This window comes from Longispora albida DSM 44784, from assembly GCF_000379825.1.
Taxonomy (GTDB): Bacteria; Actinomycetota; Actinomycetes; order Mycobacteriales; family Micromonosporaceae; genus Longispora; species Longispora albida.
In genome coordinates, this window is record NZ_KB903814.1 from 697715 (window position 1) to 712539 (window position 14825).

General features: G+C 72.5%; 13 protein-coding genes. 9 read left to right on the forward strand and 4 right to left on the reverse strand.

Annotation, left to right across the window (positions count from 1 at the left end):
- Positions 1-31: 31 nt before the first annotated feature.
- Positions 32-712: an alpha/beta fold hydrolase gene (locus A3G1_RS0107415; RefSeq protein ID WP_018348839.1), complete on the reverse strand. Its 681-nt coding sequence runs from the start codon at positions 710-712 to the stop codon at positions 32-34.
- A 97-nt stretch (positions 713-809) separates the two neighbouring features.
- On the opposite strand from A3G1_RS0107415, the gene A3G1_RS0107420 reads away from it, so the two are divergent.
- The 4 genes from A3G1_RS0107420 to A3G1_RS0107435 all read left to right on the forward strand — a co-directional run bounded on the left by A3G1_RS0107420 (position 810) and on the right by A3G1_RS0107435 (position 7536).
- Positions 810-1826: a helix-turn-helix transcriptional regulator gene (locus tag A3G1_RS0107420; protein ID WP_026211886.1), complete on the forward strand. Its 1017-nt coding sequence runs from the start codon at positions 810-812 to the stop codon at positions 1824-1826.
- 62 nt (positions 1827-1888) lie between these two features.
- Complete coding sequence (locus A3G1_RS0107425) at positions 1889-3391, forward strand: DNA polymerase Y family protein (RefSeq protein WP_018348842.1); 1503 nt, start codon at positions 1889-1891, stop codon at positions 3389-3391.
- Between the two features lie 12 nt (positions 3392-3403).
- Positions 3404-6727, forward strand: coding sequence for an error-prone DNA polymerase (locus A3G1_RS0107430; protein ID WP_018348843.1), 3324 nt, complete (start codon positions 3404-3406; stop codon positions 6725-6727).
- Between the two features lie 14 nt (positions 6728-6741).
- Complete coding sequence (locus A3G1_RS0107435; RefSeq protein WP_018348844.1) at positions 6742-7536, forward strand: arylamine N-acetyltransferase family protein; 795 nt, start codon at positions 6742-6744, stop codon at positions 7534-7536.
- Here the strand turns inward: A3G1_RS0107435 and A3G1_RS0107440 are convergent.
- Entirely contained in the window at positions 7525-8109 is a 585-nt protein-coding gene (locus A3G1_RS0107440; RefSeq protein ID WP_018348845.1) for a CGNR zinc finger domain-containing protein, read from the reverse strand. The two genes, A3G1_RS0107435 and A3G1_RS0107440, sit on opposite strands and share 12 nt — an antisense overlap.
- A 55-nt stretch (positions 8110-8164) precedes the next feature.
- On the opposite strand from A3G1_RS0107440, the gene A3G1_RS33720 reads away from it, so the two are divergent.
- The 5 genes from A3G1_RS33720 (at position 8165) to A3G1_RS0107470 (ending at position 12549) form a co-directional block, all read left to right on the forward strand.
- Entirely contained in the window at positions 8165-9421 is a 1257-nt protein-coding gene (locus A3G1_RS33720; protein WP_018348846.1) for an MFS transporter, read from the forward strand.
- An 11-nt stretch (positions 9422-9432) separates the two neighbouring features.
- The gene (locus tag A3G1_RS0107450) at positions 9433-10368 is read left to right on the forward strand and encodes a hypothetical protein (protein ID WP_018348847.1); all 936 of its coding nucleotides are present in this window, start codon (positions 9433-9435) and stop codon (positions 10366-10368) included.
- A gap of 42 nt (positions 10369-10410) precedes the next feature.
- Entirely contained in the window at positions 10411-10797 is a 387-nt protein-coding gene (locus tag A3G1_RS33725) for a hypothetical protein (RefSeq protein WP_018348848.1), read from the forward strand.
- Between the two features lie 45 nt (positions 10798-10842).
- Entirely contained in the window at positions 10843-11847 is a 1005-nt protein-coding gene (locus A3G1_RS0107460; RefSeq protein ID WP_018348849.1) for an LLM class flavin-dependent oxidoreductase, read from the forward strand.
- Between the two features lie 288 nt (positions 11848-12135).
- Positions 12136-12549, forward strand: coding sequence for a hypothetical protein (locus A3G1_RS0107470; RefSeq protein ID WP_018348851.1), 414 nt, complete (start codon positions 12136-12138; stop codon positions 12547-12549).
- Here the strand turns inward: A3G1_RS0107470 and A3G1_RS0107475 are convergent.
- Both A3G1_RS0107475 and A3G1_RS0107480 read right to left on the reverse strand, forming a co-directional pair.
- Complete coding sequence (locus A3G1_RS0107475) at positions 12546-13856, reverse strand: adenylosuccinate synthetase (RefSeq protein ID WP_018348852.1); 1311 nt, start codon at positions 13854-13856, stop codon at positions 12546-12548. The two genes, A3G1_RS0107470 and A3G1_RS0107475, sit on opposite strands and share 4 nt — an antisense overlap.
- Positions 13853-14824: a hypothetical protein gene (locus A3G1_RS0107480; protein WP_026211890.1), complete on the reverse strand. Its 972-nt coding sequence runs from the start codon at positions 14822-14824 to the stop codon at positions 13853-13855. The genes A3G1_RS0107475 and A3G1_RS0107480 overlap by 4 nt, the downstream gene beginning before the upstream one ends.
- Position 14825: the final 1 nt, after the last annotated feature.

A 14825-nucleotide genomic window follows, 5' to 3' on the forward strand; every position in this document is an offset into this window, starting at 1 on the left:
ATCGATACTTAACAGTGCTCGAATAGTGATGTCAGGAGGCTGCTGCGGCGAGGATGGTGGCGAGTTCGGCCGGGCGGGTGATCATCGGCCAGTGGCCGGAGTCGATGTCGGCGTACTCCACCTGCTGGGCCCGCGCGAGTTCGGGGATGTCGCCGGCCGTGACCCACTCGCGGGCCTCGGCCGGGCTGTACTCGGGGCAGACCATCAGCACCGGCACGCCGAACCGGCCCTCGTCCGACAGCCGGACGACACCCTTGGCCACCTTCTCCGGTACGGGGATCGCCGCGGCGGCGAGAGCCTGCTTCGCCTCCTCGTCGAGGTCGGCGGAGTCCGGCCCCTCGAACGGTCCCCAGCCCGGGAACGGCATCACGCCGTCGTGCACCTCGAAGAAGCTGGCGTACTCCGCGCCGTCCGACGAGGGGAACCCTCCAATGAGGACGACCTTGGCGACCCGCTCGGGGCGGGCGTCGGCGGCCAGCCAGGCCAGGGTGCTCGCCGCGGAGTGCCCCACGACCATCGGCCTGCCCTCGGCGGCGTCGACGGCGGCGAGCACGGCGGCGACCTGGTCGTCCAGGGTGGCCGAGGCGGAGCCGGAGCCCTGGCCGGGGAGGGTGACCGGCACCGGCCGGTGGCCGAGCTGGCGGAGCCCGGCGGCGACGCCGTCCCACACGGTCCCGTTCAGCCACAGGCCGCCGATGAGCACGATATCCATGAAACATTCCTTTTCTACTGGTTCACCAGGCCGACGCTCCTCACCCTAGGACCAGTTCCGGACGATCGGCTTCCGGTTCTTGAGTACGTTGGTGAACGTGAACAGCCGAGCCAGCACCGCCGGTGCACCCAGCCCCACCGCGCGCGCCCTGCGCACCCTGGAGATCCTCCAGGCCCGGCCGGGTGGCGTGACGGCCGGCGAACTCGGCGAGCGGCTGGGGGTCACCGAGCGGGCCGCGCGGCGGTACGTCGAGATCCTGCGGGAGGCCGGCCTGCCGGTCGAGTCGAGCCGGGGCCCCTACGGCGGGTACCGGATCCGGCGCGGCGCCCGGCTGCCACCCGTCGTGTTCACCGAGGCCGAGGCGCTCGGCCTGGTCATGGCGGTACTCGACGGGCAGCCGGCCGCGATCGACCCCGCCGACCTGGTCGGGCTCGCGCTGACCAAGGTCATCCAGGCGCTCCCGGAGAGTGTCGGCCGTCAGGCTGCCGCACTGCGCAGGCACGCCTCGGCCGCACCCGACCGGCAGCCGGCCCGGCCCGACCCGGCGACGGCAAGCGCCCTGGTCGCGGCGGCCGCGGACGGGCTGAGAGTGCGCATCACGTACCGGAGCCGGCCCGGAAGCGCGGAGTGGCAGGCCGAGGTCGACCCGTGGGCTGTGGTGGTCCGGCACGGGCGCTGGTACCTGCTGTGCCACTCCCACCGGGCCGGGGCGCTCCGCACCTACCGGATCGACCGGGTACTCGCGGCGGAGCGGACCGGCCACTCCTTCGACCCGCCGGCCGAGCTCGACGCCGTCGCGGTACTGGAAGAGAATCTGGGCACAGGCTGGGAGTTCGGCACGCGAGTCGTGTTCGATGCCCCGCTGGACGAGGTGGCGCCCTGGATCCGGCCGCCGATGGGCAAACTGGAACCGTCCACTCAGGACGGTGGCGGCTGCGTCCTCACCGGCAGCACGGGAAATCCGGACATGTATGCCCAGGAGTGGCTGGCGGCCATCCCGCTGCCGTTCCGGGTCGAGGGCGGCCCCGAACTCCGCAAAGCCGTCAGAACGCTCGCCGGGCGGCTTACCGCCGCAGTGACCGGGGAGCCGACCGGCGGAAATCCGGAGTCATGATTCACTGACCATCGAACACATGTACTATCTGCGCCGTGAGCAGTGCTGATCAGCCCCGGGTGATGGTGTTGTGGTGCCCGGACTGGCCGGTGACCGCGTCTGGCGCCGACCCGCACACCCCCGTGGCCGTGCTGGCCGGCAACCAGGTGCTCGCCTGCTCGGAGAGCGCCAGGGCGCAGGGCGTGCGGCGCGGGCTGCGCCGCAGGGAGGCACAGGGCCGGTGCCCGGAGCTGACCGTGGTGGAGCACGACCCGGCCCGTGACGCCCGGGCCTTCGAGCCGATCGTGGCTGCGGTGGAGGCGATGGCTCCCGGGGTGGAGGTGCTCCGGCCGGGTGTCTGCGCCTGGCAGGCGCGCGGCCCGGCCAGCTTCCACGGGAGCGAGGCCGCCGCCGCCGAGGCCATCATCGAGCAGGTGGCCGCCGGTACGGGAGCCGAGGCGCTGGTCGGGATCGCTGACGGGGTGTTCGCGGCCCAGCTCGCCGCGCGCTCCGGGCGGATCATCCCGCCCGGGCGCAGCGCGGAGTTCCTGGAGCCGGCCGATGTGGGGCTGATCGACCGGCCGGTGCTGGTGGACCTGCTGCGGCGGCTGGGTTTGCGGACGCTGGGCGCCTTCGCGCGGCTGCCTGCCGGTGACGTGCTGACCCGGTTCGGCACGGACGCCGCCCTGGCGCATGCCCAGGCGGGCGGGCAGGACGAGCGGCGGCTGGCCATCCGGGTGCCGCCGGAGGACCTGACGGTCAGCGAGACCTTCGACGAGCCGCTGGCCAGGGTCGACATCGCGGCATTCGCCGCGAAGGCCCTCGCCGCGCGGCTGCACGAGACCCTGTCGGCGCGCGGGCTCGCCGCGACCCGGCTGGGCGTGGCGGCCAGGATGTCGGGCGGCGAGGAGCTGTACCGGGTGTGGCGGCACGACGGCCTGCTGACCGCCGACGCGATCGCCGACCGGGCCCGCTGGCAGCTCGACGGCTGGCTGTCCCGCCGGGGACCGTCCACTCAGGAGGATGAGACCGGCGGGGTCACCCACCTTTCCCTCGTACCCGACGGGCTGCTCGCCCAGGCCGCCCTCCAGCCCGGCCTGTGGGGTGAGGCCGGCGAGGGGCGGGACCGGGCGCATCGCGCGGCCAGCCGGGTACAGGGCCTGCTCGGCCCGGAGGCCGTGCTGACCCCGGTGCCGGGCGGCGGGCGTGATCTGGCCGAGCGCGTGCGCTGGGTGCCGTGGGGCGACGAGCGGGTGCCACTGGCCTCGGCGGACCAGCCGTGGCCGGGCGCGATCCCCGGGCCGTACCCGGCTGCCGTCCTCCCCGAGCCCGTGCCGGCCCAGGTCCTCGACGCGGCGGGCCGGCCCGTCACGGTCTCCGGCAGGCACGAGCTGAGCGCCCCGCCAGCCCGGGTCGCCGGCGTACCGGTCGCCGCCTGGGCCGGCCCGTGGCCGGTCGACGCCCGGTGGTGGACGGTCACCGAGGCGAGCCGGCGGGTCAGGTTCCAGGTGGTACTGGCCGACGGGCGCGCACTGCTGCTGGTGCTGTCGGGCGGGGGCTGGCGGGTGGAGGCCCGGTATGAATAGGAGCCCCCGGCGATGACCGGCTGGGACAGCGGGCACCGGAAGTCGTGGCCCGAGCTGCGTAAGGAGATGGTCGGGCAGGCCAGCAGCCCACCGCGTCAGCCACCGGTGACCGATGTGCTGGCCGACTGCGGAGACCGCGACGGGTATCCGGATCCGCGCTGCGCCGCCCCGCACCCGGCTCCGGTGGCGCTACCCCACTATGCCGAGCTGCACGCGCACACCAACTTCAGCTTCCTCGACGGGGCCAGCGAGCCGGAGGAACTGGTGGCCGAGGCGCGCCGCCTCCGTCTCGCCGGGCTCGCGATCACCGACCACAATGGACTGTACGGGGTGGCCCGGTTCGCAGCAGCAGCGCGTGCTGCCGGGCTGGCCACCGTCTTCGGGTCGGAGCTGAGCCTGACGCCCCCGGCCGGGCCGGGCGAGGCAGACCCGGGAGCCGATCACCTGCTGGTGCTGGCGCGCCATCCCGCCGGGTACCGGGAAATGTCCGCTGTGATCGGGCGCGGGCAGCTCGCCGGCGGCGAGAAAGGCAAGCCGGCCTTTGATCTGGAGGAGATCTCGGCGGCGCTGAAAGACCAGGTGCTGGTGCTGACCGGCTGCCGGAAGGGTGCCGTGCGGTCGGCGCTGGAGCGTGACGGCCGGCAGGCCGCCCGGGACGAGCTGCGGAGGCTGGTCCGGCTGTTCGGCGCGGACAGCGTCGCGGTCGAGCTGATCGACCACGGCCAGCCGCTCGACCGGGAACGCAACGACGCCCTCGCCGAGCTGGCCGCCGAGCTGGTCCTGCCGGTGGTCGCGACGAACAACGTCCACTATGCCCGGCCGGGGCAGCACCGGCTGGCCGGGGTGCTGGCCGCCGTGCGGGCACGCCGTTCGCTGGACGAGATGGACGGCTGGCTGCCGGCCGCCGGAGGCGCGCACCTGCGGTCGGGCAAGGAGATGGCGGCCCGGTTCGCGCGGTATCCGGACGCGATCCGGCGCAGCGTCACATTCATGTCAGAGCTGTGGTTCGACCTGAAGCTCATCGCCCCGGAACTGCCGTGCATCACCGCTGGCGGGCGGGAGAACGAGAGCGCGGTCCTCCGGGAGCTGGCCCTGGAGGGCGCGCGCCGCAGGTACCCGCCGGGCGGGCTCGCGGCGGGCCTGGCCCAGGTGGAGCGGGAGCTGGCGGTGATCGAGAAGCTCCAGTACCCCGGGTACTTCCTGATCGTGCACGACATCGTGCGGGAGTGCGAGCGGCGGGACATCTACTGCCAGGGCAGGGGTTCGGCGGCCAACTCCGTGGTCTGCTACGCGCTGGGCATCACGAACGTCGATCCCATCGCCCGCCAGCTGCTGTTCGAGCGTTTCCTGTCCGCCGACCGGGACGGGCCGCCCGACATCGACGTCGACATCGAGTCAGACCGCCGCGAGGAGATCATCCAGTACGTCTACGGCAGGTACGGCCGGGAGCACGCCGCCCAGGTCGCCAACGTGATCTCCTACCGGCCCAAGTCGGCGGTCCGCGACGTGGCCAGGGCCTTCGGCTACTCCCCCGGCCAGCAGGACGCGTGGAGCAAGCAGCTCAGCCACTGGGGCGAGGCCGGCGAGGCCGACGGCCTGCCCGAGCAGGTGGTCACGTACGCGAACAAGCTGCTGCGCTACCCCCGCCACCTCGGCATCCACAGTGGAGGGATGGTGATCTGCGACCGTCCGGTGATCGAGGTCGTACCGGTGGAGTGGGCCCGGATGGAGGGCCGGACGGTCATCCAGTGGGACAAGGACGACTGCGCGGAGGCGGGGCTGGTCAAGTTCGACCTGCTCGGGCTGGGCATGCTCTCTGCGGTGCACTACGCGGTCGACCTGGTCAGCGAGCACCACGGTGTGACGATCGACCGGGCCACGCTGCCGGAGGACGATCCCGAGGTGTACGACATGCTCTGCCGGGCTGACGCCGTCGGGGTGTTCCAGGTGGAGAGCCGGGCCCAGCTGGCCACGCTCCCCCGGCTGCGGCCCCGGACGTTCTACGACCTCGTCGTCGAGATCGCGCTGATCCGGCCGGGCCCGATCCAGGGCGGCTCCGTGCACCCGTACATCCGCCGCCGCAACGACGAGGAACCGGTCGAGTACCCGCATCCGTCCGTCAGGGAGGTACTGAAGCGGACCTACGGCGTGCCGCTGTTCCAGGAGCAGCTGATGCAGATGGCCATCGCGCTGGCTGGCTTCACGCCCGACCTGGCCGACCAGCTGCGGCGGGCGATGGGCTCCAAGCGGTCGCTGGAACGGATGGAACGCCTCCGGGAACGGTTCTTCGCCGGCATGGCTGGCAACGGGATCGTGGGCGAGGAAGCCGGGAAGATCTACGGCCAGCTCGCCGCGTTCGCCAACTACGGCTTCCCGGAGAGCCACGCCATCAGCTTCGCGCACCTGACCTATGTCAGCTCGTACCTCAAGCGGTACTACCCGGCAGCGTTCCTCGCCGCGCTGCTGCGCGCCCAGCCGATGGGCTTCTACTCGGTGCAGAGCCTGACGGAGGACGCGCGCAGGCACGGGGTGCGGGTCGGGCGGCCGGACATCAACAGGAGCGGGGTGCACGCCACCCTGGAAGGTCGCGGGTTCCCGCCGGCCGCGAAGGGCGCGCCGCCGGAGAAGTGGGGCAGGGGCGGGCCTGCCGTCCGGCTCGGGCTGGCCGCCGTGCGGGGCATCGGCGAGGAACTCGCGGGGCGGATCGTGGCCGGGCAGCCGTACCAGGACATGGCCGACGTGTCCCGCAGGTGCGAACTGACCACGGCACAGCTCGAATCACTGTCCACCGCGGACGCTTTCGGATGCTTCGGCCTGAGCCGCCGGGAGGCGTTGTGGGCCGCGGGGGCTGCCGCGCAGGAGCGCGCGGATCGGCTGCCAGGAACCATTTCCGGTACCCGGGCCCCGATGCTCCCCGGCATGGCGGACGTCGAGCTGGCCGGGGCGGACATCTGGGCGACCGGACTGTCCCCGGACAGCCACCCGGTGCAGTTCGCCCGGGCCGGGCTGACCCGGCTGGGCGCGGCACCGATCGCCGCGCTCGCCGGGATGCCGGACAAGGCGCACGGGGTACTCGTCGGCGGGATCGTCACCCACCGGCAGCGCCCGCAGACCGCCGGCGGGGTCACCTTCCTGAACCTGGAAGACGAGACCGGCATGCTGAACGTGGTGTGCACACAGGGCCTCTGGTCCCGGTACCGGGTGATCGCCCGGTCGAGCGCCGCCCTGCTGGTCCGCGGCCGGCTCACCAACGCGAACGGGGTGGTCAGCCTGCACGCCGACAAGCTGTCCCCGCTGCCGGTACCGATCCGCACGGGCAGCCGCGACTTCCGCTGATTACTGTGGCTGACATGTGGGGCATCGAGGAACTGGACCTGGCGGAGTACCTGAACAGGGTCGGCGTGGACGCGTCCCAGGCGAGCCTGCACCGGCTGCACCGGGCGCACACCGGCGCGATCCCCTTCGAGAACATCGACGTGTACCTGGGCAAGGGCGCGCCACTCGACCTGCCGTCGATCCAGGCCAAGCTCACCGGCCGTCAGCGCGGCGGGTACTGCTACGAGCACGCGCTGCTCTTCGCCGCGGCCCTGGAACGCCTCGGCTTCAGCGTGACCCGTCAGCTCGCCAGGATCCGGATGGGGTCGGAGCAGGTCAGGGCTCGCACGCACGGCATGCTGCTCGTCGAGTCGGAAGGCAGCCGGTGGCTGGCCGACGTCGGCTTCGGCGGCGAGGGGCTGCTGGAGCCGATCCGGTTCGCGGACGGTGCGACGGTGACGGTAGGCGCGTGGACGTGGCGCCTCGTCGTCCAGAGTGGACGCACCTGGGTACTCCAGTCCCTGCACGCCGACGGCTGGTTCGACCTGTACTCCTTCCAGGAGGAGGACACCTACCCGGCCGACTACACCGCCGCCAACCACGTCACGTCGACGCTGCCCACCTCGCCCTTCGTCACCCAGGCCATCGCACAGCGGACCGCCCCGGACATCCGGCACACCCTCCGCAACGGCGAGCTGACCGTCAGCACCGCCACTGGCGTGGAGTCCCGGGTGGCGACCCCCGCCGAGGTACCGGCGATCCTGGCGGACGTCTTCGGCATCCACCTCACGGAAACCGAGGCCAAGGAGGTCGCGGCGCTAGCCGGATGATTCCCGGAGCCGCATGCGGTACGCCCGGTTCTTGCTGCGGGCGCCGCACAGCCGCATCGTGCACCACCGGCTCGACCCGTTGCGGGACTGGTCGTAGAACACCCACCGGCAGCTGTGGGCCTCGCATGCCTTGAGCCGCGCGGCGGTACCGTCCGCGTGGCCGGCCGCCAGCGCGCCGAGCATCGCGGCGAGCGCGCCGGGCAGGCCGTCAGCCACCGGTTCCAGTGCTGCGCCCTCCTCGGACAGGTTCACGTGGAGGGGCAGGTCGCGGCTGGCTTCGTTCAGGTACGCGCGGCCGCGGGCCCGGGTCTCCCCCGCGTCTTCTGCTCCGACCGCGCACGCGTCGCGGAGCGCCTCACGGAAGGTGATCGCACGCTCCACATCGGACTGCCCGAGCGGGGCGGCGGCGGGGTGGCCATGGTCGGCGAGCCAGCCAGCCAGGCCTTCGGGCGTGTCGAGCACGTCCCAGCCGCCCTCGAAATCAGTGCTGTTGCAGAAGTCCTGCACCAGGCGCAGGCCTCCCGGGGCCGGGCGGCGGGCTTCGGGTTCGGCTTCGGCGGGGGTCTCGGTCACGGATACCACTATAAGCAGTTGACTGGCATCGCAAGTTGATGTTGAATCTCCTCCGATGCCAGTGAACACGTTACGGAGGTCTCGCGCTGAAGCCGAGGCCGCCCGCCTTCCCGCCGGGTTCGGGCTGCTCTGGTCCGGCCAGGCAGCCAGCGAGCTGGGCACGGCCGTCAGCGGCCTCGCCCTCCCGCTCGTCGCGGCCGTCCTGCTGGGCGGCAGCCCCGTGCAGGTCGGCTGGCTGACCGCAGCCGCGGTCCTGCCCTGGCTGGTCTCCCTGCCCGTCGGGGTGTGGGTCGACCGGCTGCCCGTCAAGCCGATCCTGATCGGCGCCGAGCTGCTCCGCGCCGCCGCGACCTGCGCGATCCCCCTCGCCTGGGCGCTGGACGCCCTGAGCTTCCCCCTGCTGTACACGGTCGCGGCCGTCCTCGGCGCCGGCCAGGTCCTCTTCGACACCGCCTGGGGCAGTGCCCTGCCGCGCATGGTCGGCCGGGCCGCCCTCGTCACCGCGCACAGCCGCCTGGAGACCACCCGCTCGGCCACCTCGATCGGCGGGCCCGGCCTGGCCGGCGTGCTGGTCCGCTTCGCGGGTGCCGCCCCGGCACTGCTGTTCGACGCGGCGACCTTCCTGGTCAGCGCGTTCACGGTGGCCAGGGGGCTGCCTTCGCTGCCGGCTGATCCCGGTACACGGAAAGAACCGGTCGGCGCGGCGATCAGAGCCGGGATCCGGATGGTCTTCCGGCAGCCTGCCCTGCGTGCCCTGGCCATGCAGGCCGCGACGTGGAACATGGTGTCCGGCGCGTCGCAGACGCTGTTCGTCCTGTACGCCCTGCGGGTCCTCGGGCTCGACGCCGGGCAGATCGGGCTGCTGTTCATGGTCGGCGGCGCGGGTGCCGTGCTCGGCGGGCTGGCCACTCCGGCCCTGCTGCGCCGGTTCGCCTTCGGCCGGATCTACATCCTCATGGTGCTGGCCGCCTGCGCCGGGATGCTGCTCTACGCCGGCTCGATCCCGGCCGTGGCGGCGGGCCAGTTCCTGGTCGGGATCGGCATCGCCGTCACCAGGGTGCAGGCTGTCGCGCTGCGGCAGAGCCTGACCCCGGCCGGGCTGCTGGCCAGGACCCTCGTCACGTACCGGCTGATCTCGCTCGGCACGATCCCGCTCGGCGGCGTGCTGGGCGGGCTGGCCGGTGAGGCCATCGGCCTGCGCGAGGCGGTACTCGGCTGCGGCCTGCTCGCCTGCCTCGCCGTGCTCCCCCTCGTGTTCTCCCCCATCCGTGGTATGCGTACCCTGCCAGCCACCTCCGAAGAAGGAAACTGATCTTGACTGTTGTGATCCGCCCCGCCCAGCCGTCCGAACTGCCCGCCCTCACCACCTACCCCGGTGACGACGAGCGCAACGCCTCCACCGCCGCGTACCTGGAGCAGCTCTTCACCACCGGCTGCAGCCGCCCCGAGTGGTGCCTGGTCGCGGAACGTGACGGCACCCTGATCGGCAACATCGTGCTGTGGGCTGTGCCCGGCCGCGACGTGCCCTCCGACTTCGTCCTCTTCGAACCGTCCGACGCCGGGACCGGGGCCGCGCTGCTGGCCGAGGCCGGCCGGTTCGCCGCCGGGCTCGGGGCCGGCCGCCAGGCCCACGTGCTGGACATCCCGGCGGGCGCGCCGCAGTACCAGCGCGATCCGCAGCTGCGGCAGAGCCTGCTGGCCGAGGCCGGGTTCACGATGGACCGCGACGGCCGCCGGTTCGTCTGGGAGGCCGGCCGGGACGCGATGCCGGCCCAGGACGACCGGCTGACCTGGCGCTCGCTGGCCGAGCTGGGGCCGGAGCCGTTCGTCGACCTGCTGGCGGAGCTGCTCTCCGACACCAAGGACTCGATCATGGGTGCCGAGGTCGCCGAGCTCGGGATCCGCGGGGCCGCCGAGCTGAACTTCCGTGAGATGACCGAGATGGAGCACGAGCCGCACTGGTTCGAGATCGGCTACGAGGCCGATGGCACGCCGGTCGCGCTGAGCCTGCCGGCCCGTAACCCGGGTTCGGCCGTCATCGGCCTGGTCGGCGTCGCCCCCGCCGGGCGCGGCAAGGGCTACTCGACCTCGATCGTCGCCCGGGGCACGAAGATCCTCACCGAGGCTGGCGCGACGGAGATCCGCGGCGACTGCGACGACGCGAACATCGGCATGTTCAAGGGCTTCCTCAAGGCCAGCTACCGCAACTACACCGACCGCAAGATGTTCAGCCGCGCACTGGGCCAGGAAGTCACCTAGAGAGCCTCTGACTGAGGGGAACGTTTCGCCTAGCTCTGGCCGGTGCGGCAGGGCAGGCCCTGGTCGTATCTGCTGTTCGGCGCCACCGGCATCCCGGTCACCGGCGGCACGCTCCTGGCCCTGGCGGTGCTGCTGCTCGCCGGGGCCGGGGCGGTGCTGGCCGCCTCGCGGGGCGCTGGCGGGGCCCCGGCCCGGCTGGGTGCACTGGTGTTCGCGCTCGGGATGCTCGCCAGGGCACTGACCGGCATCGGCTGGGCTGCCGGTCTGGGATTCACTCCTGGCGCGCCGTGCTCCTGGCTCAACCTGCTGGTGTACCTGCCGGTCTGCCTGGCGACCGGGGCTGCCGCGCTGGCCGTGTCGCGTTGTCCGCGCTGGCTGGCGGTCACGGCAGCCCTCCCGGCCGGGGTGCTGCTGTGGGCCTCGGCATGACCGGCGGCGCGAATAAACCCGGAGTGGCCGGTGTTGGCCCCAGGTGTGAACGAGATACCCCTTTCTGTCCTGGATCTCGCCCCCGTCGAGGCCGGTACCACGGCTGGCGACGCCCTGCGGAACACGACCGAGCTCGCCCGGAGAACCGAAGCGCTCGGCTACCACCGGTTCTGGGTGGCCGAGCACCACAACATGCCAGCGATCGCCAGCTCCTCTCCGGCGGTGCTGCTCGCCCACCTCGGCAGCGCCACCAGCCAGATCCGGCTCGGCTCCGGCGGGGTGATGCTGCCCAACCACGCGCCGCTGGTCGTCGCCGAGCAGTTCGGCACCCTCGAAGCCCTGCACCCCGGCCGGATCGACCTGGGTATCGGCCGGGCACCTGGCACCGACCAGCTCACGGCCTTCGCCCTGCGCCGGACGATGGCCGGCCTGTCCGCCGAGGCCTTTCCCGAGGAGCTGGCCGACCTGATCAGCTACTTCACCGGCGAGGACCCGGCGCAGCGGACGACGGCCACGCCCGGCCGTGGCGACCTGCCAGCCGTCTGGCTGCTCGGGTCGAGTGGATTCAGCGCGCAGCTCGCCGGGACGCTGGGCCTGCCGTTCTCCTTCGCCCACCACTTCAGCGCGCACAACACCGAGCCGGCCCTGGAGCTGTACCGGGCTCATTTCCGCCCCTCGCGCTGGCTGTCCGAGCCCTACGCGATGGTCGCGGTCAACGCGATCTGCGCCGAGACCGACGAGCGGGCCGAGTGGCTGGCCGGCCCGAGCGGGCTGGGCTTCCTGAACCTGCGGTCCGGGCGGCTGGAGCCACTGTCCACTCCGGAGGACGCCGCCGCGTATCCGTACAGCGACGCCGAGCGCGAGTTCGTCGCCGCCCGCAGGGAGGGCCAGGCGATCGGCTCGCCGGAGACCGTCCTGCGGCAGCTCGGCGACCTGCGCGACCGGACGGCCGCCGACGAGCTGATGCTGACCACCCTGGTCTACGACCTGGAGGACCGGGCCCGGTCCTTCGAGCTGATCGCCGAGGTGACCGGGCTCAAACCACATTAGGCCTGGTCAGGGGCCTGGAGCCGGGTGTGCGACCATGCCGGGACATGCACGAGGGTCACGGGGGATCGGATGCGTCAGTCGAACAGGCTGGGAGTTGTGGCGGGGGCCGCCGCCCTGATCACGGTCGCGGGAGCGATCGGATGGGGAGTGTGGTCCTCGCGCCAGCCCGGGGAGGTCGCAGGCCCCTCCGGGAGCGGCCGGGCCGTCTCCGGGAACCAGTCGCCCGCCACCACGCCCCGTGCGTCCGATCCACCCCATATATCCGGTAGCGCTGGGGCGTCTCGCCAGTTGTGTGACCCGATCGACACGGGCATCACCACTGACAAGGGCAGGCTGATGGTGTGGATGGGCCGGACTGCGAAGGGTGAGCTGACCCTGTTCGAGGGCGAGCAGAACCAGGTCACTGCGGACATCAGTGTGGCGTCCACGGCAACCTGGACAGGTGAGTTCTTACCCGGGGACGCTTCGCTGAGCAGCAGCGGGCATCGCGGGGTGACCGTGGGCATAGCGGTCGCTGATGTCGGCCGGGCGACGGTGGAGGCAGCCGGGCGTACCTGGGACATGACCATCGGCCACTGCTCGGGGGTGCCGGGCGTGGCGTTGCTGTGGGTCAAGGTGGACCTGCCCGACCGCGCCCCCAACACGATCGGCGAACACACCTTGTACGACCGCTCCGGCAACGTGATCAAGAAGAACGGCTAGGCGCGGCGGATCTTGTCGGCGGCACGGGGGCCGTGGGATTCGAGAGCGACGGGTGCGCCGAGCAGCCCGGAGATCGCGGCTGCGAAGTCACCGGCGTGCCCGGGGCGTTCGAGGGTACCGGGGCTGGCCGCCGCCAGCCGGGTGGCGAGTTCTTCCTGGTAGGCCAGGTCGCCCCGGGTACCGGGGATGATCCTGTCCCAGCCGTCCGCGTAGGACGTGCAGATCGCCAGCGACGGCCCCCCGGCACGGGAGGCGAGGCGGGCCGGGATGTCGAGGTGGGTGATCGCGAGGCCGTCGACGCCCCCGGCGACCTCCACGGCGTACCGGTGCGCGACCGCGTCGAAGTGTCCCGCCCGGAAGGCGCCCTGCCACAGCCCGGTGCCGTTGTGCGGGTCGGGGAGCGCGGCCGTGAGCGCGGCGTCCTCGGTGACGAGCGGGCCAGCCCCGTGCCGGGTGGTGTAGGTGCGGACGACGCCCAGCCGGCAGGCCTCGTGGCCGGCCTCGGCCAGCAGCTCCTCCGCGTTCGCGAAGGTGGTCGTCGACCAGGTCGTGTAGGGGTGCCAGCCGTACCACTCGTCGAGCAGGACGCCCTGTGCGCCTTCGAAGACACACGGGCCGGAGCCGAGCAGCCGCCGGACGGCCGACTGTCCGTCCACAATCGACACCGTGTCGGCGAAGGCCGTCAGAACGTCCACGACGTCGTCGAGCGGCGGCGTGCCCAGCTCCCCCAGCTCGTCGGCGAACCGGTCGCGGACGGCGGTGAGCTTCCGGCGGAGTACCGCTGGGGACAGGGTGTCGGCGACGCGGGGCGCGTCGGGGTTGGCCAGCGCGTACGCCATCGTCTCCCCGATGCCCATCCCGCAGGAGCCGTGGCGGCCCGCCCCGCGCCGGCGTTCCCTTTCCTGGTTGGCCGCCCGGTGCCACACGGTCGCGAGCAGCGCCTCACCGTCCACTGTGATCAGGCGGAACGGATCTGGAACACCGGCCGAGGCCAGGTGCTCCGCCTCGGCGGCCAGGGCCAGCGGGTCTGCCACGACGTGCCGGGACAGGTGTGTGGGTACACCGTGGAAGCTTCCCGACCCGAACTGGGAGAAGGTGTGGTGCCGTCCGTCGCCGGTGACCACGTTGTGCGCTGCCTGCGCACCCCCGTTGAACCGGATGACAGCGCTCAGCCCCCCGTCAGCACTGAGCGCGTCCACCACGGTCCCCTTCCCCGCGTCGCCGTAGCCGAGGTCGGCGACGACGGTGTGCCGGGCTCCGCGCCCTCCCGTGCGTGCTGCCCGGCGCACCGCCGCCGCCCCGGTCACAGCCGGACCGTGCCGTCGTCCGGGCCGTCGAGGTCCGCGGGCCGCAGCCCGCCGTGGACCACGGTGCCCCGGGAGGACCCGATGGTGGCCAGCGCCCTGCCCACCACCTCACCAGCCGAGGAACCGGCCTCGGCCAGGTCGTCCAGTCCGGCCGCGAGGTCGATGGCCTCCTCGGCCAGGCCGATGGTCAGCGCGATCGTCTCGCAGGCCGCGTCCAGGTCGTCGAGCTGGATCACGTTCTGGCCGAGCAGGCCGCGCCAGTGGTCCAGGATCTCGCTGTCTCCGGCGTAGGCGCTGCCGGTGGGGAGGATGTAGTAGACCTCGTACTGGCGCTTGAGTTCCGCGACGATCGCCGCGACCGGGATCGGCTCGTCGAGCTTGTCGCCGATCACCTTCTTCACCTCCTTCGGCTTGACCGCCGCGTACGGCAGCTCGTCGCCGATCAGGAAGAGGTAGCCGCGCCTGCCGCGCTTGGTGTAGGAGTCGAGGCTGGTGTGGCGGGCCATGAAGTACATCGCGAGCTCGTAGGACTCGGTGCGCTGGCCGCCGCCACCGCCCTCCAGCACGATGCTGGCCAGGTCCTCGTCCATCCGGTTGTCCGACTCGAACTGGCCGGCCTGGAGCGGGACGGCGTCACAGGTCGCGTCGCCCACCGCGCCGAACATGATCTGCGGGTCGGTGCAGTACCCCTTGCGGAGCAGCAGGCCGAAGAGTTCCGGCAGCTTGGCCTGGAGGACGCGCGGCACGTGACCCATCGAGCCGGTCACGTCGAAGAGGACGGCGATCGGGGTGGAACGCGGGTGCTCGTCGCTGTCCCGGCTCTCCCTGGCCGCCACGCCGTGCGGGTCGAGGCGCGGGTGCACGGTGCGCGCCCCGCTGTCGCTGTAGTCGAATGCGCTCTTGCCGGTGGCCTTGCGGTAGCTCTTGGCTGCCGCGTACACATCGGTGGACCAGCGTCCGCTACCCATG